18 protein-coding genes and 1 pseudogene are annotated in these 23,260 nt (G+C 59.1%); all 19 read left to right on the plus strand.

Annotation, left to right across the window (positions count from 1 at the left end):
* The 19 genes and pseudogenes from mshL (at position 1) to WE862_RS06155 (ending at position 23,253) form a co-directional block, all read left to right on the plus strand.
* Positions 1-1,680 (plus strand): pilus (MSHA type) biogenesis protein MshL, encoded by a 1,680-nt coding sequence (gene mshL / locus WE862_RS06065; RefSeq protein WP_042032252.1) that lies wholly within the window; start codon positions 1-3, stop codon positions 1,678-1,680.
* Positions 1,681-1,772: 92 nt separating this feature from the next.
* Positions 1,773-2,663: an ExeA family protein gene (locus WE862_RS06070; RefSeq protein WP_042032251.1), complete on the plus strand. Its 891-nt coding sequence runs from the start codon at positions 1,773-1,775 to the stop codon at positions 2,661-2,663.
* On the plus strand, positions 2,660-3,751 hold the full coding sequence (locus WE862_RS06075) for a tetratricopeptide repeat protein (protein ID WP_042032250.1): 1,092 nt from the start codon (positions 2,660-2,662) through the stop codon (positions 3,749-3,751). The genes WE862_RS06070 and WE862_RS06075 overlap by 4 nt, the downstream gene beginning before the upstream one ends.
* A 56-nt stretch (positions 3,752-3,807) precedes the next feature.
* Positions 3,808-5,517 (plus strand): MSHA fimbrial ATPase MshE, encoded by a 1,710-nt coding sequence (mshE, locus tag WE862_RS06080; RefSeq protein ID WP_042032249.1) that lies wholly within the window; start codon positions 3,808-3,810, stop codon positions 5,515-5,517.
* 3 nt (positions 5,518-5,520) lie between these two features.
* Positions 5,521-6,741 (plus strand): type II secretion system F family protein, encoded by a 1,221-nt coding sequence (locus WE862_RS06085; protein ID WP_042032248.1) that lies wholly within the window; start codon positions 5,521-5,523, stop codon positions 6,739-6,741.
* Between the two features lie 34 nt (positions 6,742-6,775).
* Positions 6,776-7,237, plus strand: coding sequence for a hypothetical protein (locus tag WE862_RS06090; protein WP_042032247.1), 462 nt, complete (start codon positions 6,776-6,778; stop codon positions 7,235-7,237).
* 79 nt (positions 7,238-7,316) lie between these two features.
* Positions 7,317-7,988 carry an MSHA fimbrial major subunit MshB gene (gene mshB / locus WE862_RS06095; RefSeq protein ID WP_156128771.1) on the plus strand — a complete coding sequence of 224 codons (672 nt, stop codon included), beginning with the start codon at positions 7,317-7,319 and terminating at the stop codon, positions 7,986-7,988.
* A gap of 14 nt (positions 7,989-8,002) precedes the next feature.
* Positions 8,003-8,437 (plus strand): prepilin-type N-terminal cleavage/methylation domain-containing protein, encoded by a 435-nt coding sequence (locus WE862_RS06100; protein ID WP_042032245.1) that lies wholly within the window; start codon positions 8,003-8,005, stop codon positions 8,435-8,437.
* A 46-nt stretch (positions 8,438-8,483) separates the two neighbouring features.
* The gene (locus WE862_RS06105) at positions 8,484-8,981 is read left to right on the plus strand and encodes a type II secretion system protein (protein ID WP_082035496.1); all 498 of its coding nucleotides are present in this window, start codon (positions 8,484-8,486) and stop codon (positions 8,979-8,981) included.
* Positions 8,968-9,528, plus strand: a complete 561-nt coding sequence (locus WE862_RS06110) for a type IV pilus modification PilV family protein (RefSeq protein WP_042032243.1) — start codon at positions 8,968-8,970, stop codon at positions 9,526-9,528. The genes WE862_RS06105 and WE862_RS06110 overlap by 14 nt, the downstream gene beginning before the upstream one ends.
* A gap of 44 nt (positions 9,529-9,572) precedes the next feature.
* The gene (locus WE862_RS06115) at positions 9,573-10,397 is read left to right on the plus strand and encodes a PilW family protein (RefSeq protein WP_156128779.1); all 825 of its coding nucleotides are present in this window, start codon (positions 9,573-9,575) and stop codon (positions 10,395-10,397) included.
* 37 nt (positions 10,398-10,434) lie between these two features.
* The gene (locus WE862_RS06120) at positions 10,435-10,854 is read left to right on the plus strand and encodes an MSHA biogenesis protein MshP (RefSeq protein WP_082035494.1); all 420 of its coding nucleotides are present in this window, start codon (positions 10,435-10,437) and stop codon (positions 10,852-10,854) included.
* Positions 10,854-14,534 (plus strand): DUF6701 domain-containing protein, encoded by a 3,681-nt coding sequence (locus tag WE862_RS06125; RefSeq protein WP_339058712.1) that lies wholly within the window; start codon positions 10,854-10,856, stop codon positions 14,532-14,534. The genes WE862_RS06120 and WE862_RS06125 overlap by 1 nt, the downstream gene beginning before the upstream one ends.
* A gap of 204 nt (positions 14,535-14,738) precedes the next feature.
* On the plus strand, positions 14,739-15,779 hold the full coding sequence (locus WE862_RS06130) for a rod shape-determining protein (protein WP_005340051.1): 1,041 nt from the start codon (positions 14,739-14,741) through the stop codon (positions 15,777-15,779).
* A 42-nt stretch (positions 15,780-15,821) separates the two neighbouring features.
* A pseudogene (mreC, locus tag WE862_RS06135) lies at positions 15,822-16,718 on the plus strand (rod shape-determining protein MreC).
* The gene (gene mreD, locus WE862_RS06140) at positions 16,718-17,203 is read left to right on the plus strand and encodes a rod shape-determining protein MreD (protein ID WP_033112548.1); all 486 of its coding nucleotides are present in this window, start codon (positions 16,718-16,720) and stop codon (positions 17,201-17,203) included. The pseudogene mreC and the gene mreD overlap by 1 nt, the downstream one beginning before the upstream one ends.
* A gap of 2 nt (positions 17,204-17,205) precedes the next feature.
* Entirely contained in the window at positions 17,206-17,793 is a 588-nt protein-coding gene (locus WE862_RS06145; RefSeq protein ID WP_033112547.1) for a Maf family protein, read from the plus strand.
* A gap of 93 nt (positions 17,794-17,886) precedes the next feature.
* Entirely contained in the window at positions 17,887-19,356 is a 1,470-nt protein-coding gene (gene rng / locus WE862_RS06150; RefSeq protein ID WP_005340056.1) for a ribonuclease G, read from the plus strand.
* On the plus strand, positions 19,357-23,253 hold the full coding sequence (locus WE862_RS06155) for a YhdP family protein (protein ID WP_042032240.1): 3,897 nt from the start codon (positions 19,357-19,359) through the stop codon (positions 23,251-23,253).
* The last annotated feature ends 7 nt before the right edge of the window (positions 23,254-23,260 follow it).

Below are 23,260 nucleotides of genomic sequence, written 5' to 3' on the forward strand. Positions count from 1 at the left end.
ATGAAAATACACCGTTTCTGTTTGATCACCTTGGCCATGATGGCCGCAGGCTGCACTACCTACAAGCACCCAGAGCCAACTCAGGCCAAGGACGCGCTCAAGCAGGCGATGAATGAGCAGCAGAAGCAGCAAAATGCCCCCCTGACCACGCTGCCCAAGTCGGTGCAGAGCGAGCTGCTGCAACTGAACCGGCCGCAGATGCCGATTGCCATGCCGGAGAAGCGGTTGCGTATTGCTGCCCATGATGTGGAGGCGGTGGAGTTTTTCGGTTCACTGTTCAAGGGCTCCCGCTATAGCGTGGCGGTGCATCCCGGGGTCTCCGGGCTGGTCTCGGTCGAACTGAAAGATGTCACCCTGCCCGAAGTGCTGGCGGTAGTTGGCGATATGTATGGCTTCGACGTGCAGCGCAAAGGGAGTGTTTTCCATATCTATCCTGCAGGCCTTCGCACCGAGACCATCCCGGTCAACTATCTGATGCTCTCCCGGCGCGGCCTTTCCCGCACCTCGGTCAGTACTGGTGGGGTGACCGCCAATGACAACAACAACGGTAGCAACAGCAATTTCGACAGCTCATCCAGCAACAGCACGACCAATAGCACGACAAATAACTCGAGCAACTCGAACAGCAGTGGCAATGGCACCCGGATCGAGACAGATAACACCAACGACTATTGGACCGATCTGCGTGATGCGTTGCAGACCCTGGTCGGCAGTGGTGACGGACGTGCGGTGATTACCAGCCCGCAGGCGGGGCTGGTGACGGTGCGTGCCTATCCAAAAGAGCTCAAGGCGGTGCGCGAGTTCCTCAGCCAGTCGGAAGAGCATCTCAAGCGTCAGGTGGTGCTGGAGGCCCGTATCCTTGAAGTGACTCTTAGGGAGGGTTATGAGCAAGGTGTCGACTGGAGCGGTCTTTCCGCTAGCTGGGATGGCAACAAAGGAATAACAGGGGGAGAGTCTCTAGCCAATACTCAGCTTCCCACAACCAGTAATGAAATCTTCACCGCTCTGGGTGGAGGGGCCGGGTTTAAGGTCTCTGACGGCAACTTTAATGTGGCGGTCAAGTTGCTGAAAACACAGGGCGATGTGAATACCCTCTCCAGCCCGCGTGTGACTGCCACCAACAACCAGAAGGCGGTGATCAAGGTGGGTACGGACGAGTACTTCGTCACCAACGCCTCGACCACCACCGTGACTTCGACTGGCACGGCTGAACCTATCGTGACCCCCAATGTGGAGCTGACCCCCTTTTTCTCGGGCATCGCGCTGGATGTGACGCCGCAGATCGATGAAGAGGGTCGGGTGTTGCTGCATATCCACCCCTCGGTTATCGATACTGAAGAGCAGAAGAAGATCATCAATGTAGGCACCGCCAAACCGCTGGAGCTGCCGCTCGCCAAGAGCTCGATCCGCGAATCCGATACCGTGGTGCAGGCCAACAACGGCGACATCATCGTGATAGGTGGCCTGATGAAGACCGACAAGTCGGAAAGCGTCAGCAAGGTGCCGTTGCTGGGCGATATCCCCTGGGTGGGCGAAGCATTTACCAATCGCCGCGAGAGCACCAAGAAGGTAGAGCTGGTGATTATGCTCAAACCGACCGTGGTGGAGAAAGATACCTGGCAAAACGAGTTGCAACGCTCCTCCGATTTGCTCGACAAGTGGTATCCCTCCAAGGGCTAACTCATGACTCAGCGAGCGGTCAGTCTTATTCCGGGTGGCCTGCGGCGATTTGTTCGCAGAGGCCTCTTGCCCGCGGTTGCAGGTAACGACTGATGTACCTGAACCATTTCGGCCTGCAGGAGGCGCCGTTCAGCCTTACCCCCAACACCAGTTTCTACTACGGCCTGCCGCCTCATGAAGAGGCGCTGCAGGTGCTCAACTGGGCGCTGGCTCAGGGGGAAGGGTTTATCAAGGTGACCGGCGAGGTGGGGACCGGCAAGACCCTGCTCTGCCGCAAACTGCTGAGCGAGCTGGGCTCGGAAGAGTGCCCGGTACGCCTGGCCTGGCTGCCCAATCCCCACCTCAGTCCAGCCGAGCTGCGCACCGCGCTGGCACTGGAGCTGGGGTTGTCGGTGCGGGATCAGAGCGAGCTGGATCTCACCGATCGCATCCATCGCCATCTGATCAGCCTGCATCAGCAGGGGAGTCGGGTGGTGGTCCTGATCGACGAGGCACAGGCTCTGCCGGATGAGACGCTGGAGGCCATTCGGCTGTTTGGCAATCTGGAAACCGAGTCGAGCAAGCTGTTGCAGATAGTGCTGTTTGGTCAACCCGAACTGGATGTGCGGCTGGCCAAAACCAATCTGCGTCAGCTGCGCCAGCGCATTGGCTTCTCCTATCGCCTGCGGCCACTCAGTTTTGACGAGACTCGTGCCTATCTGGAGCACAGATTGCAGGTCTCCGGTTATCGCGGCGCGCCGCTGTTCGCCGGCCGCGCCTTGCGCCTGCTATGGCGCGCCTCGCGCGGCGTGCCAAGGCTTATCAACATTCTGGCGCACAAGTGCCTGATGCTGGCCTATGGTCAGGGTGCTCGTCAGGTTGATGGCCGGCTGGTAGGGCTCGCCATTCGCGACACCGACGATGCCAGCCGCTTTGCGCCGCGGCGCTGGTGGCCGCTGTTGCTATTGCTGGGATGTGCCCTGGCTTATGGAGTCTGGTCATGAGCGTGATCAACCAGATGCTGAAAGATCTGGAGCAGCGCCAGCAAGGCGCCGAAGGCGCGGCTGTCTACGTTGCTCCGGCGCGCCAGCAGGGTTGGTGGATGTTGCTGCTCACTCTGCTCTGCGGGCTGGCACTCGGGATCCTGGGATGGCGAACCTGGATCTACTGGCAGCAAACCCGTGCGGTTGCGCCGCAGGCCAATGTAGTCAGTGAGCAGGCCACTCCCGATGCGGTTGCCCGGGTTGCCGAGCCGGTCGCTTCAGCCGCATCGGCCGAAGTGGCCGCTACCCTGCCACTGCCCCGTCAGGCGGAACCTGCAGATGAAGAAGCGGAAGACGAGGCATCGCTGGCTCAGGGGGAAGGTGCTCCCTTTGACGCCTCCAGCGAGATTGACGAGCGGACGCCGACCGATGAGGAGCTGCAGCCCGAGCTGTATGCCGAGCTGGCTGCGGAGCAGCAGGCTGCCGCCGCACCGCGCAAGCCGAGCGTGCTCAAGATTGAAACGGTCGAGCTGTCACCCAAAGAGCTGGCGGCGCTCTCGGAGCGCAAGGCGACTACCGCCATGGCCAAGGGCAATATGCGCGATACGCAGGACAACTACTACGACGTGCTTGCCCACGATCCCTATAACCAAGGGGCCCGTGAACAGCTGGCCGGCTTGCTCTACGGAGAAGGGCGGCTGACTGAGGCTCGCCAGCTGCTGGAGGAGGGGATCCGACTCGATCCGCAACAGGCCGATTTTCGCCTGCTACTGGCCCGTCTTGCCATTAGCGAGGGGTTGCAGCAGCAGGCGCTGGGCTGGTTGGCTGGTTATCAGCCTGATCTCGCCAGCAATCTGGACTATTACGCGACTTGGGCCGGACTGGCGCAGGAGCTGGGACAGAATGTCGAGGCGGCCAATCTCTATGTGAAGCTGCTGCGTCAGCAGCCCGATCAGGGGCGCTGGTGGCTTGGGCTTGGTGTGGCCGAGGATGGTCAGGGCCACAGCCAGCGAGCCCTTGATGCCTATCGCAATGCCCAGCTGCACGGCAACCTGGGCGAAGCATCCACCAACTGGCTGGAACAACGGATTGCCCAGCTTGCTCCCTGACGATTACCGGATCAGATGGAGCAAGGGGGAAGAGAACAACAGGAATCGGAGTAGCAATGGCACAACCCAGACTGAAAATGCGCCTCGGCGACCTGCTGGTACAAGAGCAGATCATCTCCGATGATCAGCTGCAGCTCGCGCTGCAGCAGCAGCGTCAGACCGGCCGCAAGCTGGGCACTACCCTCATCGACCTCGGCTTTATCAGCGAGGTGCAGTTGCTGCAGTTCCTCGCCCGTCAGCTGGATGTGCCCTTCTTCGATCTCAACAACCTCACCATAGATGCTGCCGCGGTGCCGCTGTTGCCCGAGGTGCAGGCGCGCCGTTACCGGGCGCTGGCGGTCAATCTCACCGACGATCGGGTGACGGTGGCCATGTCGGATCCGGCCGATCTGAGTGCACTGGATGCCATTGCCGCTCTGCTCAGCCCGCGCATCATGGTGCTGGCGGTTGCCCGAGAAGGGCAGCTGCTGGAGTATTTCGACCGGCTCTACCGCCGTACCCGCGAAATCGAGAGCTTCGCCGAACAGCTGCAGGAGGAGTATCAGGACTCCGGCTTCGAGCTGGGCTCCAGCAATCTGGGAGCTAATGATGAGGGGGAGGCGACGGTGGCCAAGCTGCTGCGCTCCCTGTTTGAAGACGCGGTGCAGGTTGGCGCCTCGGATATCCATATCGAGCCGGACGAGAAGGTGCTGCGCATTCGCCAGCGGATCGACGGCATCCTCCACGAGAATATCCTCAACGAGGTGCGTATCGCCCAGGCGCTGGTGCTGCGTCTCAAGCTAGTGGCGGGGCTCGATATTTCCGAGAAGCGCTTACCGCAGGATGGCCGTTTCAACATGAAAGTGCGCGGCCGTGATGTGGATGTGCGGATGTCCACCATGCCGGTACAGTATGGCGAGTCGGTGGTGATGCGTCTGCTGGATCAATCCTCCGGCATCCTCTCGCTGACTGAAACCGGGATGCCGCCCGATATCCTGACCCGTTTCCGCCGTCAGCTCAAACGGCCACACGGCATGATCCTGGTAACGGGCCCGACCGGTAGCGGCAAGACTACTACCCTCTATGGCGCGCTCTCAGAGCTGAATCAGGCGAGCCAGAAGATCATCACGGTTGAAGACCCGGTGGAGTACCGTTTGCCTCGCATCAGCCAGGTGCAGGTCAACCCCAAGATTGGCCTCACCTTCTCCCACGTGCTGCGTTCTACCTTGCGTCAGGACCCGGACATCCTGCTGGTGGGCGAGATGCGCGACAACGAGACGGTGGAGATCGGCCTGCGCGGCGCCATCACCGGTCATCTGGTGTTGACTACCCTGCACACCAACGATGCGGTGACCAGTGCCCTGCGCCTGATCGATATGGGGGCTCCGGGCTATCTGGTGGCCAGTGCCCTGCGGGCGGTTGTTGCCCAGCGACTGGTGAGACGGATCTGCGAACACTGCGTTGAGGAGAAGGTGCCGGACGAAGGACAGACGACCTGGCTTACCGTGCTCTCGGGAGAGGCCCCCGGTCAGCATACCTATCACAAGGGGCGGGGTTGCCAGAGCTGCAACTTCACCGGTTATTCGGGCAGGATCGGGGTGTACGAGTTGCTGGAGCTGGATCAACCGATGATGGATGCACTGCGCCGCAATGACGCTGAGGGTTTTGCCAAGGCGGCCCGTCAGCATGAGCACTATCGGCCGCTGGCCCTCACTGCCCTCGATTATGCCCGCGAGGGGATCACCTCGGTGGATGAGGTGCTCCGGCTGGCCGAGGATTTGGGGTAAGCGATGGCTAACTTTGCCTACAAGGGGCGCGACAGTCAGGGCAACGCTACCAGTGGTGTGGTTGAGGCGGCCAACGAAATGGCGGCGGCCGAGCAATTGATGCGCCGTGGCGTGATGCCTACCGAGCTCAAACCGGGCAATGCCAAGGGGGCTGAGCTTAACTGGTCGCTGCTGCTGGAAGGTGGCGTCAAACTCGACGAGCTGGTGATCTTCTGTCGCCAGATGTATGCCCTGACCCGAGCCGGGATCCCGATCCTGCGCGCCATCGCCGGGCTGGAGGAGAGCACCCACAGCAAGCCACTCAAACGTGCGCTCCATGCGCTGGGAGAGGATCTTGGCAACGGCCGACCCTTGTCGAGCTCGATGCAGGCTCACCCCAGAGTGTTCAGCAGTCTCTTCATCGCCATTATCCACGTAGGGGAGAACACCGGTCAGCTGGAAGAGGCCTTCCTGCAGCTTGCCACCTATTTCGAGCTGGAGCTGGAGACCCGCAAGCGGATCAAGACGGCGATGCGTTATCCCAGCTTCGTGCTGATCGCCATCGGCATCGCCATGGTGATCCTCAATATCATGGTGATACCGGTCTTTGCCGGCATGTTTGCCAAATTCGGGGTGGAGCTGCCGCTGGCGACCCGGATCCTGCTCGCGACTTCTCACTTCTTTGTGCACTACTGGTGGCTGATGCTCGCCACCCTGATTGCTATTGTTGTCAGCTGGCGGCGCTGGGTAGCGACCCCCAAGGGCAAGCTGACCTGGCATCGCTGGCAACTCAGGTTGCCTATCGTCGGAACCATCATAGAGCGTTCACTGCTGGCCCGTTTTGCCCGCAGTTTTTCCATGATGCTTAAAGCCGGGGTGCCGCTCAATACGGCACTGATGCTGGTTGCCGATGCGGTGGATAACGCTTGGATGGCTGGCCGGATCCGTGATATGCGGGCCGGGATCGAGCGGGGCGAGAGCCTGCTACGCACCGCCAGCAGCAGTGGTCTATTTACCCCGTTGGTAATGCAGATGATTGCGGTGGGTGAAGAGACCGGTCAGGTCGATGACCTGCTCCATGAAGCTGCCGAATATTACGAGCGAGAGGTCGACTATGACCTCAAGAGCCTCACAGCGCGGATCGAGCCGATTCTGATCGGGATTGTGGCTGTCATGGTTTTGATTCTGGCGCTGGGTATCTTCACGCCGATGTGGGACATGATGAGAGCCGTAAGAGGCAAGTAATTTGCTGGCGTAGCCGCGGGGAGTCGAGGGCTGGATGAGCAGACAGGCAGTGCAGGATGACCGCTGGCTCGGCGGCTATCGGCGGATTGCAGTGGTGATCCTGCTGATGATTATTGTGGCTACGCTGGCGCGCACTTATCAGCACAACCGGGAGGAGGCACAGCAACTCACTCTCACCCTGCTGGGTGTGCAATTTGCCGAACGGGCACAACGTTTGCACGGCCTCTGGCTCGATGAGCGGCGGCCCCGGACGCTCTATGTGGGTGAGCAGGGCTGGTATTTCGATGAGCGAGGCTGGCCGCTTGGTCTGTCGCCACTGCAATCCCCCTCCGCTGATTGTCGGCAGCTGTGGCTGGCGTTGGTGGGAGAGCAGCAGGAGGGGCTGCCTCCTCTGCAGTTTTTGGCCCGCGCTGATGGCAGCGGTTGCGACATCGGGTGGGATGGTTATTGGCTTTTTTATCAATTTTCTGACGGGCGTGTGATTAAATCACCTTGAACAAGGGCGATGACAGGGCCTAACGGCATGATTTTTTTGAGTCTGCATGAAATAATGCAGGCTCTATCGGGGAGGGGGCATGACAATGAAATCAACGGCACTGAGAGTGCCAATGAGAGGGATGATGAAACGGACGGCAGGTTTCTCTCTGATTGAGCTGGTGATCGTCATCGTGATCCTGGGGATCCTGGCGGTAACGGCGTTGCCCCGTTTTCTTGATGTGACTGACGAGGCGAAGAAGGCCAGTGTCGAGGGGGTCTCCGGCGGTTTTGCTACCGGGGTATCTCTGGTGCGGGCCCAGTGGGAAGCCGAGGGGCGAGCCAAACAGGATAGCCTCAACACAGTGCTTTATGACGGTTCCCGTTTCTATCTGACAACACCGACCGATACCCAGATCAGCAATGGCGAGTTATCGCCAGGTTATCCGATGGATACCGCGGCTGGCGGCACTCCCGATGTGGATCCTGCCAATCTGACTGCGGAGCGGTGTCTGAAAATTTGGGAGGGGTTGCTGCAAAACCCGCCCAAGGCTACGGCCAGCTTCAGTGAAGTGCGCGGTAGTGGTAATGACCTGAAATACTATGCCACCGTGAGCAGTAATGGACTGGATTCGGTCTGCCGCTACTATCTGGTCAATAGTTTAAGTAAGGGCAGCGATGGCAAGTATCAGGATCCGCAAGGCAGTACTGATGCATTTATGAGTTTCAGTTACCGTCCGGCCTCCGGTCAGGTGACCACCAACATTAATTGACAGAGGAAAGTGCAATGAAAAAACAGGCGGGTTTTACCCTGATCGAACTGGTTATCGTGATCATTATTCTGGGTATTCTGGCAGTGACTGCCGCACCCAAGTTCCTGAATCTGCAGGATGATGCTCGTAAGGCTGCTGCTGATGGTGTTAAAGCGTCACTGCAGAGTGCTTCACAAATGGTTTATAGCAAAGCAGCTATTCAAGGAATTGAGTCAACTTCAGGGGCTGTCTCAATTGCAGGTACCACTGTTAACACTATTTATGGTTATCCAACCACTACTGATGTTGACAAGACTGTTACTCTGGACGGTTGGGCAGTTGTGTCAGGTACTCCTGGTACTTTCAAGCCTAATGATCAAGCCAATGGCAAGTGCTCGGTCACTTACACTCAACCTGGTGCTGCTGGAAGTGCACCAAGCATTGCCGTAGCCACTGATTGCGGTAAATAAAACATTTTGGGGAGGGGAAACCCTCCCATTTTTAGTCGGAGTATCAGTGTCCAAAATACGAGGCTTTACCCTTATCGAGCTCGTAATGGTGATCCTGTTACTCGGGATTCTGGCCGCCTTTGCCATGCCCAAATGGCTGGGCAAAGGCGGCTTTGAAACTCAAAGTTTGCGTGATGAGTTGCTGACCCGGCTGCGCTTGGTGCAAACCGTCAATATGCATGAGCCTGCCAACCGCTGTACCCAGCTGGTGGTCGATGCATCCAGTTTTGCTCATATTACCCAGGCTGTTGCCGGCGGGGGTTGTCCTGCCCCCGGCGCTATTGCCAGCTGGAGTGGCAATCAACGCACCCGTGGTCGTCCGGTCACGCCTTCTGCCGGTATGACTATCTCCCTTAATAACAGCAGTAGCTTTGTGCTCCGTTTCGATCAGATGGGACGGCCAATCGGGGTTTGCAGTGCGGGATGTACCCTGCAGGTAAGCGATGGTCGTGAGACGGGGACAATCAGGATCGAGTCAGAGGGCTATATCCATGAGAGCCCCTGAACGCGGTTTTACCCTGATCGAGCTGATCGTCGGCATAGTGCTGCTGGCGGTGGCGCTGACCGGCATTCTCGGTTTACTCATCAATCAGGCGCCGCAGGCGGTTGATCCGGTGCAGCAGGTGCGTGCCGCCCAGTTGGCCCAGCGCCTGACTGGCGAGATCCTGCAAAAGTCGTTTGATGAGCAGTCGGATCATAATGGCGGGCGTTATCGCTGTGGCGAACAGGTTGCCGGTGTGACGATTGCACCCTGTTCAGGCAGTTATGGTTCTGATGGTGAACCGGCGCCTTATGCCTACAACGATGTGGATGACTTCGATACGGCAGGCAACTGGCGGGATGCCAGCTGGTTTACCCAGACTTCGTCAGGTATCGGCAGCGATGAGTATCGCAACTATCAGGTCAAAATCGCTGTCAGTGCCGTTGATTTCAGCGATGGCACCTTCAAGAGCTGCACGGCCCCCTGCTCGGTAGGCAAGCGCATCGATCTGCAGGTTCGCCTGCCCAATCAGAGCGTGCTCGATTTCTCCTTCTATCGGGGGAATTACTGATGGGCAGGGTCATTCAACGGAACGATCGCGCTGCCCTAACCGCCTTGTGCTCAGCCAGCGGTTTTACTCTGGTCGAGCTGGTGATGGTGATTCTGCTGCTCGGGATCATGGCGACCTTTACCAGCCAGTTTATCGGTATCGGCACCCAAATCTATGGCGATGCCAGCAGTCGTGAGCAGCTGATGAGCGATGCCCGTTTCGCCATGGAGCGGCTAAACCGCGAGCTGCGCAATGCGGTGCCCGGTTCTGAGCGGATCGAGACTGCGGGCGGCCTCTGGGTTGATTCCGGTGCCTGTCTGCGCTTCTGGCCCATCAGCACCTCCAGCCGCTACCTTGCCCTGAACAAAACGGTATCTGGCAGCAGCTCCACGCTGGAGCTGGTGATGGCAACGCCTGCCGCCGCGACGGCTCCCCTGAGCACTGATGCGACCGCGGTCAAAGTCGGTGATCTGATGGTGGTCTTTCCGTTACCCAATTCCAGTGCAAGTTCCCTGAGCAGTGGTTGTGATTACGGGCGCTGCGTGGCCAACGTCACAGCAGTGCAGACTCCGGTATCCGGTGCACAATCCATCCGCTATACCAGTGCCGAGAGTCTGGCTGGCCTTTCGCCGGGGAGCCGGGTTTATTTTGCCAATCAACAGGTTCGCTATTGCGTAGAGGGCAACACGATCACTCGGGCAAGTGCTGCCATCAGTGCATCCTTGCCTGCCACCGGCGTGTTGATGGCCGATTCTCTTGCTTCCGGCAATTTCTATCGGGAAGCCTCAGCCTTCAACGCGGAAGGGGAGTTTGGCATGCGCTTCGTATTCGAGCGCAAGGGGGAGTCGGTTACGTTCAATCACAAGATCGAGGTGCTCAATGTCCCTTGATGCGCACTCACCCAGAGGAATGCGGGGGAGCGCCCTGATGATCGCGCTCTTCGTCATTGTGGTCATGGCACTGCTGGCTGCGGCCATGGGCCGTTTTCTGGTCGACAGCGGCGAGAAGAATACGGTGGAGGTGCGCAGCGTGCGGGCCCTGCTGGCGGCACAGAGCGGGCTGGAAGTGGCGCTCTATCGGTTGTTTCCCAATCGTACTCTCGTCCAGCCGGCTCCTCCCGCATTGTGCCCGGCAACCACTACAGTCAACTTTACCGCCAACCCCGGGCTTGCGGGGTGTCAGGCTGTGGTGCGTTGCGGCAGTGTGCCGGTAACTTACAACGGAACCGTGACCAACGGCTATCGACTGGAGAGTGTTGGTACATGCGGAACAAGTGACCTCACCTCGGACAGCCCTGATTTTATGGTGAGCAGAACCGTGATGGTGGAAGCTTTTGATGGAGGCTGATGATGCGATGGCTCTGGGCGCTGGTTTTTTTCACTAGCCAGGTATGGGCATTTGATCCCATTGATACCGGTTTACTTTTTCCTGCTGTGGTGCAAGGACACCATGGCAACAATAGTGATGCCTGTCATCAGGTAAACGGCTATCAACTGACTCAATTCAACAACGCCAAGATCAATGGCACTGGCGGTCAGCAGATCAATTTTTGTTCTATCCAGCCGGACCCGAATAATACGCCTCGTTGTGATGATGGGGCCGGTGGATACAAAGTTTGTAGCATCACCGGTAGTGATATTCGCGGTCTGGCTTTGAATGGCAATAATGCGTTTCTTGCCACCACTTCCAATACGAGCCAGAGTTGTTTCTCTGGTTCGCAAACTGCATCGAGTGCAGCTTATGGCTCCATGACAGTCGAAAATTGCATCATGACTTTCCCTAGCCGCAGTACCTACCAAATCAGAAACCTGACGGTGCGCAACAATGCGACTCTGGTATTGGGTGATGGGGATTATTTCATCGACAAGCTGGCTATAGATAATGGAACTATCCGCCTGTCAGGTAGTGGCACTACCCGGATCTTCGTGAATCAGGATGTGACATTACTGAATACTGTCAGTATCAACGCGAATAATCAGGGCAGCCTCATCTGGGTTAACTACAACAACATGGTGATAGACAATGCCACCACGTTTTATGGTTACCTCTACACTGATGGTCTGCTCACTATGAATAACAGCGCCACCATTTACGGTCGGGTGACGGCTGGCTATTTGAAGATGGATGCACAATCCAGTATCAACCAAGCTGTACTGGCCCCTATGCTGACCTGTTTTGCTGACGGATTTGACAGTGCTCAGATCAATCCTGACAACTGGGTCGTGGCTCAGCGTAACAGCAGTACCTTGCCATCGGTGCAAAATGGCCGTTTGCGTCTCACTCAAAATGTTACCAACCAGGCAACTTCCGCTACATTCCAGCGGCTCTTCCCGGGAGCCGGCAACCTGGTCACAGTTGAGTTCGATCAATATGCCTACAAGACCTCTGGGACGAGCGGGGCTGACGGTATGGCGGTGGTGCTCTCCGACGCAACGCTGACGCCGCAGCCGGGCGCTTTTGGTGGCCCGCTTGGCTATGGCTACAAAACCGGGTTTAGCGGTTTTGCAGGTGGTTGGCTCGGGGTCGGGCTTGACGAATATGGTAACTACGCTAACGAAGGAGGGGATTATAATCCCGGCTCCCGGCCACAAGCTGTTTCGATACGAGGGTCGGGCTCAGGTTATTCTGGCTATCGCTATCTTTCTGGCACCAGTAGCTATCTCAGCCCCTCGGTGGATAGTGGCACCAACAGTAATCGTTCCCATCGCTATCGCATCACGGTTGACTCTCGCACCAGTGGGCAGTCTCTGGTCAAAGTCGAGCGTGATACCGGTGGGGGGTACAATACACTGATCAGTCCTATCAATATGCTGAGCCAGACCGGTCAAACAGCGGTGCCCAGCAACTTCCTTCTCTCTCTGACTGGCTCAACCGGTTCAGTAACCAACTATCACGAGATAGATAATTTCCAGATCTGCGCTCTGCGCTCCAATCCGATCGGGGTGCAGATTGACCATTTCCAGCTTGATCACTCCGGTCAGCCGCTGACCTGCAATCCCGAAACCGTGACGGTTAAAGCGTGCGCCGATGCCGCTTGTAGCACACTTATCCAAGACCCGGTGACTGCGACCCTGAGTCTTACCCCTACTTCTGCCAGCAATGGCTGGATTGGTGGCAATACTGTGACCTTTAGTGGCGGCTCGACCACGGTGCAGTTGCGTAATAACACGACGACAGCAGTTACTATCGGCGTTTCTGGTTCGAATCCCACGACCAAGCCATTCAGCACCACCTTGTGCAAGGCCGGGGCCGGGGCTCCCAGTGCGGCAGCCTGCACCCTGAATTTTGCCGACAGCGGCTTCTTCTTCGATGTGCCGGACACCTACTCCAATCAGCCGCAGACGGTTACCATCAAGGCGGTCAAAAAGAGTGATGTGACCAAGCTGTGTGTGCCGGGCTTTGCCAGTCAGACCAAGAGCGTCAAGTTCTGGAGCAGCTATATCAGCCCCACCAGTAACCCTTACAGCAGCAAGATGAGCGTTAACAACAGTGTGATTGGAGCCAGTCAGGGGGCTGCAACGCCGCTCTCCCTCGCATTTGATTCGCAGGGGCAGTCGACCATCACGGTTAATTATCCGGATGCGGGCAAGGTGCAACTGGATGCCCGTTATGATGGCACCGGCAATGAAGCCGGTCTGGTGATGCTAGGTGCGGATCAGTTTGTGGCGCGCCCGGTCGGTCTTTGCATTACGCCCCCGCAAGGGGTCTGCGCGGCAGGTGATAGCAGTTGTCCGGTATTCAAAAAAGCAGGGGAAACGTTTCAGATAGATATCAAGGCGATGGCCTGGGAATCCGCCAATGATGGGGATATCTGCGTAGGGAATCAGACTACGCCCAACTTTGTGCTGAGTGGCATTGGTTTGGGTAGCACCTTGGTGGCACCAAGCCCGGGCTCCAATGCCGCGCTGGGTATTACCACCTATAACCACGTTGCAGCGACCAACAGTGTCAATACCATTGGCCAGACGGTGAGCGAGGTGGGGGTGTTCGGGATGACGGCAACGCCACCGAAGGCAACGCCGCCAGAGGGGAGCGCTGTATCTACGGGCTATTTCGGCTATACCATCCCTCCCGCCAGCAGCCTGCCGGTGGGACGCTTCGTACCCTGGGATTACAGTTTGAGTAATGGTTTTATCACGCCTGCCTGCAATGCCTTTACATACATGAGTCAGCCCTTTGCCAGCGGTTTTGTCCTCACTGCGCGCAATCTGCAGAAAGGGACGACACAGAACTATAAGGGGGCATTTGCTAAAGGTGTTGCCGAGATGGTGGCCGCTAATGCTCTGGATGGGGTCGCGCGTGACCAGCGTATTACACTGTCGCCCTCGCTCAGTTGGGCAAGTGGCGTCGCCAGTATAAATCAGCAGTCGCCTTTCGGGCTGAATACCCGCTTTGATCGTGCGACGAGTCCAGAAGCGCCTTTTGCCACGTTAAGCTTTGGTATCAAAGTTGATGATAAGGATGGCGGCAATACACTGTTGGCTAATCCAAATATGAATACTGCTGTAGCTGGAGCATGTTCCGGCGCAGGGTGTAATGCGGTGCTGCTGGGAACTCAAAAACTGTTGTACGGCCGGCTGATGGCGGGCACTGCGGCAGGTCTTGCATCGGCGGATCTGCCGGTGCCATTGCAGCTGCAATATTACGAAGCGGGCAACTGGGTGTTAAACAAGCTGGATCAGTGCACTCTGCTATCCCTTGCTGGTCAGGGGATTGCGTTCCTCAATCCAAGTCACTCGTTTGATGCGACAACCAGCAGCCTCAATCTGGGAACCGGGCGTACCATCAAACTGGGGCTGGGCAGCACACTTCCCGGTGCTATGTCGGGTACGGCAAAAGATGGCGAGATCCTGTTCCAGTTTGCCAGACCCGGGATCGCAGTACGTATTCCCTACAAGGTGAACCTGGCGAAGCAACCCTCATCACCGCTCTGGCTCTCTGATCCGCTGACCCTGCAAGGGGAGGCCATCTTCGGTTCGACCCGCGGTAATGACAGAATTATCTATCGCCGTGAAATATTGCGTTGAAGTGCCACAACTGGGGGTGAGGAGCATCTTCTCCCCCCAACACCCTGTTTATGAGGGCTGGCAAGCCTGAGCAAGTGAGTAATGACTCGCACTTTTGTCGCGCTTGATTGATTGGCGACAGTTTGAGCGCTTGCCCATTGGGGTGGGCATTGGTAAAGTTAGCCGGTTTTCTGCACCTCCAAATTCTTAGGATTTCCCGTAGCCATGTTCAAAAAGCTCAGAGGCGTCTTTTCCAACGATCTGTCGATCGATTTGGGAACTGCCAACACCCTGATCTATGTAAAAGATCAAGGGATCGTCCTTAACGAACCCTCAGTTGTCGCCATTCGCCAAGAGCGCGGGAACGCCAAATCGGTCGCTGCTGTCGGTCATGCCGCCAAGCAGATGCTGGGCCGTACCCCGGGCAACATCTCCGCGATCCGCCCGATGAAAGACGGCGTGATTGCCGATTTTTACGTGACCGAGAAGATGCTGCAGCACTTCATCAAGCAGGTTCACGACAACAACTATTTCCGCCCCAGCCCGCGTGTGCTGGTGTGTGTACCGTGTGGCTCCACTCAGGTTGAGCGTCGCGCCATCAAGGAATCCGCTCTGGGTGCCGGTGCCCGCGAGGTTTACCTGATCGATGAGCCTATGGCCGCTGCCATCGGTGCCGGCCTGCCGGTCTCCGAAGCGACCGGTTCCATGGTGGTTGATATCGGTGGTGGTACTACCGAAGTGGCCATCATCTCCCTGAACGGTGTGGTTTACTCCCAGTCTGTCCGTATTGGTGGCGACAAGTTTGACGAAGCGATCATCAGCTACGTTCGTCGCAACTACGGTAGCCTGATCGGTGAAGCTACTGCCGAGCGCATCAAGCACGAGATCGGCTCCGCCTACCCGGGCGAAGAGGTGCGCGAGATCGAAGTTCGTGGTCGCAACCTGGCTGAAGGTGTGCCGCGCAGCTTTACCCTCAACTCCAACGAGATCCTGGAAGCGCTGCAAGAGCCGCTGTCCGGTATCGTGGCTGCCGTGATGGTGGCGCTGGAGCAGTCTCCGCCGGAACTGGCCTCCGACATCTCCGAGCGCGGCATGGTGCTGACCGGCGGTGGTGCGCTGCTGAAAGATATCGACCGTCTGCTGATGGAAGAGACCGGTATCCCCGTCGTCGTTGCCGAAGATCCCCTCACCTGTGTGGCCCGTGGCGGCGGCAAGGCGCTGGAGCTGATCGATATGCACGGTGGCGATCTGTTCCACTACGAATAAGACCCAAAGCCGGCCAGCGTGCCGGCTCTTTTTTGACGACCCATGAAACCCATTTTTGGTAGAGGCCCTTCGCTTCAGTTACGGTTGTTTCTCGCCGTCATCATCTCCATTGCTGCCATCGTCGCGGATTCCCGCTTCGGTGTGTTCAGCCACGTCCGCGTCTACCTCAGTTCGTTAGTCAGTCCGCTGCAGTACATGGCCAATGCGCCCGGCACCCTGCTCGACACCATGTCGACCCAGGTGCAGACCCGCGCCGATCTCATCGAGCAGACCAAGCAGCAGGAGCAGCAACTGTTCACCCTGCGCGCCCGTCTGCTCAAAATGGATCAGCTGGAGCACGAGAACCAGCGGCTGCGTGAGCTGCTCGGTTCGCCGGTACACAAAGAGTCCCGCAAGATGGTGGCCGAGCTGCTGTCGGTGGACTCCGACCCCTTCAGCCATCAGGTGCTGATCAACAAGGGGGCGCTGGATGGCGTCTACAACGGCCAGGCAGTGATCAACGATCAGGGTGTGATTGGTCAGGTGCTCCATGTGGGCTCCACCACCAGTCGCGTGCTGCTGATCACCGACTCCAGCCACGGCATTCCGGTGCGGGTGCTGCGCAACGATTTGCGCGCCATCGCTTCCGGCAGTGGCGAACTCGACAAGCTGGAGCTGCGCAACCTGCCGCGCAACACCGATATTCAGGTGGGTGATCTGCTGGTCACCTCCGGTCTTGGTGGACGCTTCCCGGAAGGTTATCCGGTGGCGACCGTGACCCGCTCCGAGTATGTGGAGGGCAAGCCCTTCGCCCAGATCGAGGCCAAACCGCTGGTCGAACTGGATCGGTTGCGCTATCTGCTGCTGCTGTGAACCGACAAGAAGCCCGAGGTAAATGACAAGGATGGCGAACGCCCGGCCCCCGCTGCCGCTGCGTCCGCCGCAGGAGCCACTCGCTGATGCTGCAACCCGCCAGTGGCAGGATCTGGATCTGGATCTCGATCCTGCTGGCTTTAAGCCTGTCGATCCTGCCGCTTCCCTTTGAATTTGATCCATTCCGTCCGGACTGGCTGGCCATGGTGCTCATCTACTGGGCACTGGCGTTGCCGCACCGGACCAACGTCGGTACCGCCTGGGTGGCCGGTCTGCTGCTGGATGTGCTGCTTGGCAGCACCCTCGGCGTGCGCGCCATGGCGATGGCCATCACCACCTATCTGGCGGCCTTCCAGTTCCAGAAGATCCGCAACTTCTCCCTCTGGCAGCAGGCGCTGATCATCGGCTGCCTCTCGCTGGTGGGCAAACTGACGGTCTTCTGGGCCGAGCACCTGTTTAGCCGGGCCAGCCTCAACTTCGCCTACTTTTGGTCGACGTTGACGACGATGCTAATATGGCCCTGGGTGTTTCTGGTGTTGCGCAAAGTGCGGCGCCGCTTCAATATCAGGTAAATATGAGCAAAAACAACGAACTGCAACTCTATCTTGCGTCGGGTTCTCCCCGTCGTCGCGAACTGCTGACCCAGCTTGGCTACCGTTTCGAGGTGCTGAAACTCGATGTGCCCGAGCAACGGGAAGAGGGCGAAAAGGCGCAGGATTATGTCTGCCGTCTCGCCCGCGACAAGGCGATGGCCGGTGTGGCCATCGCGCCTGACGCATTGCCGGTGCTGGGCGCCGACACCATAGTGGTGCTGGGCGACAGAGTGCTGGAGAAACCTTCCGATCTGCTCGATGCCAAAGACATGCTGGAGGCGCTCTCCGGCAAGGTACATCAGGTGATGACGGCGGTGGCGCTGGCCAGCAAGGATCGTTGTGACGTGCGACTGGTCACCACCAACGTGGCATTTCGCAAGCTGGACGAGGCCGAAATCGAGGCCTACTGGCAGACCGGCGAGCCCTGTGACAAGGCCGGGGCCTACGGCATTCAGGGTATTGCTGGCAAGTTCGTCAGCCGTATCGAGGGGAGCTACAGCGCCGTGGTCGGCCTGCCCCTGCTGGAAACGGATCTGCTGATCAAGCATCATCTGGAACAGCTCAGGTAATTTCCCGTCAGCTGTGCTGCTGCGTTCGTCCTTGCGCGCGTTGTACCGGATTGGCTGTATAAGAATTCAAAACTGGAACAGGCAAGGTTACTTATGTCGGTAGAACTGCTGGTTAACGTTACCCCCTCCGAAACCCGGGTCGCCCTGGTCGAAAACGGTCTGCTGCAGGAAGTGCACGTAGAGCGTCAGGCCAAGCGCGGCATTGTCGGCAACATCTACAAAGGCAAGATCAGCCGGGTACTCCCGGGCATGCAGGCGGCCTTCGTCGATATCGGCATGGACAAGGCGGCCTTTTTGCACGCCTCCGATATCGTCCCCCACACCGAGTGTGTGGCGGTGAAGGAGAAGGAGCAGTTTCAGGTCGGCAACATCGCCGAGCTGGTGCGTCAGGGGCAGGACATCATGGTGCAGGTGGTGAAAGATCCGCTGGGTACCAAGGGGGCCCGTCTCACCACCGACATTACCCTGCCATCCCGCTATCTGGTCTTTATGCCGGGCAGTGCCCACGTCGGCGTCTCCCAGCGTATCGAGTCCGAAGCCGAGCGCGAGCGCCTCAAGCGCACCGTGGCCGGCTATGTGGATGAGCTGGGCGGTTACATCATCCGCACCGCCGCCGAAGGGGTGGGGGAGCAGGAGCTGGAGCAGGATGCCGCATTCCTGAAACGACTGTGGCGCAAGATCCTCGAGCGCAAGCAGAAGTATCCCCCCTGCAAGATCCTCTACGAGGATCCCAGTCTGGCATTCCGGGTGGTGCGCGACTTTGTCGGTGCCGAGCTCGACAAGATCCGCGTTGACTCCCGCCAGAGCTTCGATCAGCTCAAGCGCTTCACCGAGGAGTACGTGCCGGAGCTGGCCAGCAAGCTGGAGTACTACCCCGGCGAGTCGCCCATCTTCGATCTCTACGATGTGGAGAACGAGATCCAGCGGGCGCTGGAGCGCAAGGTAGAGCTCAAATCCGGCGGTTACCTCATCATCGACCAGACCGAAGCCATGACCACGGTGGATATCAACACCGGCGCCTTTGTCGGCCATCGCAATCTGGAAGAGACCATCTTCAATACCAACGTCGAGGCGACGGCGGCCATCGCCCGTCACCTGCGCCTGCGCAACCTTGGCGGCATTATCATCATCGACTTCATCGACATGCAGTCCGAGGATCACCGCCGCCGGGTGCTGCACAGTCTGGAGCAGGCGCTGTCAAAGGATCGTGCCAAGACCAACGTCAACGGCTTCTCCCAGCTCGGTCTGGTGGAGATGACCCGCAAGCGCACCCGCGAAAGTCTGGAGCATGTGCTCTGCTCCGAGTGCCCCGAGTGCAAGGGGCGTGGCCGGGTCAAGACGGTGGAGTCGGTCTGCTTCGAGATCCTGCGGGAGATCATCCGGGTCAATCGAGCCTACGATGCGGATCAGTTCACCGTCTATGCCGCACCTGCGGTGGCCGATTACCTCCATGGCGAGGAGTCCCACAGTCTGGCGGAGCTGGAAGTGTTTATCGGCAAGCAGGTGCGGGTGGTGAGCGAACCCCTCTGCGGTCAGGAGCAGTTCGACGTGGTGATGATGTAATTGGTCTATCGCTGGCTGAGTCGGGGCTGGTTGGCCCTGGGGGTTCTGTTCGTACTGCTGGCCATGCTGGTCACGCTGGTACGGGTCGGAGGCCCTTTGCTGAATCAGTACCGGGAGAGCCTTATCAACTCTCTGCTCGGCGATTCGCAAATCAAGGTCAGTGTTGATCAGATTGGGCTGAGCTGGACACAGTCCGGCCCGGCCCTCGAGCTGCAACAGCTCGCTGTCGCCCCCGACTCCAGGCGCTATACCATCAAGCTCGGCAAGGCCTGGGTTCATCTCGATTTCTGGCGTACCCTCAACCAGCTCAAGCCGGTCTTTGGCGAGCTGATCCTGAGCGATGGCGATATCACTCTCGACTTCAGCCAACCGGCTGACGACAGCCCCTCCGGCGATCCCCAGCAGGGAGCCCTGCTGCGCTTTCTGCTGACCCAGCTCTCCACCTTCGATGTGCACGATACCCGCCTCAGCATCACTACTGCGCTCGGCGACATGCGGGCACTCGATATCGCCCATCTGCGCTGGCAGAACCGTGGCAAGCGCCATCAGGGGGTCGGCAAGGCCTATCTCATTAACGGGGTGGGCGAGAGCACCCTTGACCTGATCCTCGATGTTGAAGCTCCGGAAGCGCGTCTCGATCGCCTCAAGGGGCAGCTCTATCTTGGCGCCAACCGCCTCGATATCAGCCCCATGCTGGCGCGGATCCACGCTGGCGAGCCGACCATCACCGGTCTGCTCGACTTTCAGCTCTGGAGCGATTTCGCCAACGGTCAGCTGGGCAACACCCTGCTGGCATTCGGATCCAACTACCTGATCTGGAAGGATCCCAAGAACGGGGATATGCACCGTTTCGGCCTCGATGGCGGCAAGATCCAGCTACGCCGGGACGGCACCGACTGGCAACTGGCGAGCCACAACGTCACCTTCAAGCTGGACGGCAAACCCTGGTTGCAGAGCCGGCTGCAGTTGGAGCGGATCGGGGGTCGGGTGCAGGGCTATCTGCCCAGCATAGAGTTCGACAAGATTACCCAGATGAGTCAGCTGGTCTCGGCACTCTACCCGACGCTCTGCGAGACCCTGCGCCAGACCAATCCGCAGGGCTCGGTGCAGGATCTGACGCTACTGGCCAATGCCAATTGGCAGGATCTCTCCCTCAGTGGTCGTTTCAGCAAGGTGCGCCTCAAGGCGTGGCAGGATGTACCCGGGATGCAGGATCTCAACGGCGAGTTCTGGCTGACCCCTACGGGAGGCAGTGCCAGGCTGGCGCTCGCCAAGGACACGCTGGATCCGGCCCGCCACTTCAAGGAGCCGATCCCGGTTGATAATTTCTCGGCCCGTCTCGACTGGTGGCGCGAGACGCAAGGCTGGGTGATTTACGGGCAGGATATCGCGCTGGATAACCCGGATCTGACCCTCGCCAGCCGCTTTCGCCTCGATCTGTTCGAGCACCCTTTCCTCGTGCTGACCGGCCGCATCGATGTCAAGAATGCGGGTCATGCCTATCGCTACTTCCCGCTGCAGGTGATGGACAAGGAGCTGGTTGATTACCTGAGTGGTGCCATCAAGGGGGGCAGGGCCAAAGGGGCCGACCTGCTCTGGTATGGCGAGTTCAGGGATTTCCCCTACGAGAAGGGTGAGGGCATCTTCCAGGTCGCGGTGCCGCTGGAGCAGGCGACCTACGAGTTCTTCCCCGGTTGGCAACCACTTACCGACCTGCAGATCGATCTCTTGTTCCAGAATGCCAGCCTCGATATGCGCAGTCGCTCTACCAAACTGGGCAAGGCGAGCTCCGATTCGGTGCATGCCTGGATCCCCGATCTTGCACCGGGTGGCCATCTTTACGTGGATGCGCAGGTACAGGGGGAGGGCAAGGCCATCAGCGACTATCTGCAGGACTCCCCGTTGGGCAGTTCGGTGGGACAGGCGCTGGAGGAGATCGAGGTGCGTGGCCCGCTCAAGGGGGCGCTCAAGCTCGATATCCCCCTCGACGGCGAGAGCGAGGTGAAGGCGAGCGGCGATGCCACCTTCAACAACAACAAGGTGCGGGTCGCCAGTCTGGATCTGCCGCTGGAGAAGGTGCAGGGGCGGCTCGAATATGACAACGAGCAGACCCGCTTCAGCAACCTCAAGGCGACCCTGTGGAATCAGCCGCTCACCCTCAACTATCAGGGGCGCCAGCATCCTGACCGCTATCAGGTCGACCTCGATTTCAAAGGCCAGTGGGATAGCCGGCGCCAGCCCGCTGCCATCTCCTCATACGGCATCCTCAACGGCCGCAGCAACTGGGGCGGCAAGCTGGGGCTGACCTTGCCCGATGACAAGCCGTTCAGCTTCCAGCTGGGCCTCGACTCCACCCTGCAGGGGATGGCACTCGATCTCCCTTCGCCACTGGCCAAGAGCAGTGGCAGCCGCCTGCCGCTCACCGTGATCGCTCGTGGCCGGGATGGCAGTGCCGATATTCGCGCCGTGCTGGGGGCGGATGTGGATATGCAGACCAGATTGGTTTATGGCGAAGGTGTGCCCTATCTGAGCCGGGTGCGGGTCGATGTGGGTCAGCCGGGTGCGCGGGTACTGCGCGATGTCCCCATGCTGCTTGCCATCAACCAGCAGGAGGCCGATGTCGGCGGTTGGTTGGCTCGACTCAAGCAGTGGCTGCCCTCCGGCAATGCGCCGACCGGTACTGCCGTGGTTGGCCCCTCTTTCCTGCCGCAGGAGTGGTGGGTGGATGGCCGGCTGGCGCGGGCGAATATCGGCAGCGCCACCATCAAGGCGACTCACTTCACCGTGGGGCCGGTCAATCAGGCGACCGAGGTGATGCTCGACAGTCCCGATGTGATGGGGGTGATCCGTATTCCTGTGGTGGCCAACCGCCCGGTCGACGCCAAGTTTGCCCGTATCTACTGGTCCGGCAAAAGCGAAGAGTTGAGCCCGGATCCCGACGCCAAACAGGATAACGCCATCATGGCCTCCATCCCCTGGTTGAAGGTGAGCTGCGTCGATTGCCGTTTTGGCGAGTTGCCGCTCGGCGAAGTGAAAGGCGAGCTGCTGCCGGGTGCCAACAAGGTGACCCTCAAGGATCTGGATATCCGGCTGGCGGGCAGCCAACTCACCGGCAGCGTCGACTGGCTGGCCGATGGCAACCGGATGGAGACCCGCGCCCGTGGCAAGCTGACCAGCAAGAACAGCGAGCTGCTGCTCAAGCGGCTCGGCTACACCTCGCCCATCGGTGATGCGCCCGGCTCCCTCGCTTTTGATCTCAACTGGCAGGATGTGCCCTACCGCCCGAACCTGCCAACCCTGGGGGGCAGTGCCAACTATCAGCTGGAAGGCGGCACCTTGCGCGAGGTGAACGACAAGGGGGCACGGCTGCTCTCCCTGCTTAGCCTCGACTCCCTGCTGCGCAAGTTGCGCCTCGATTTTCGCGATGTGTTCGACAAGGGCTTCTATTTCGAATCCATGTCTGCCTCTGCCAGGATCAAGCAGGGGGTGGTGGATAACCAGGACTTCTTTATGAAAGGGGCCGCCGGCAATTTGCGCGGCGAGGGGATTGCCGATTTGGTGCGCTGGCGGCTCGATTACGAGCTGAGCTTCTCCCCCAATCTGGGGGGCACCCTGCCGGTCGTGGCCGCCTTCTCCATCACGCCGGTGACCGGTCTTTATGTGCTGGCCCTCTCCAAGCTGCTGGAGCCGGTGGTGGATGTGGTGACCCGCATCGATTTTCGCATCTCGGGCCCGCTCGACGATCCCAAGCTGATCGAAGCTGGCCGGGATCGCGCTCGCATCAAGCTCAACCAGCAGCAGAAAGAGGCGGTCGATGCGGTGGCGCCCAAGCTGCCAGCGGCCAAGAGCACTCCCTTTCTGCTGAATCCGCAACCGGGTAGCCCGAACCAGCCCTGACCTGCAC

The sequence above is a fragment of the Aeromonas jandaei genome, assembly GCF_037890695.1.
Classification (GTDB): Bacteria; Pseudomonadota; Gammaproteobacteria; order Enterobacterales; family Aeromonadaceae; genus Aeromonas; species Aeromonas jandaei.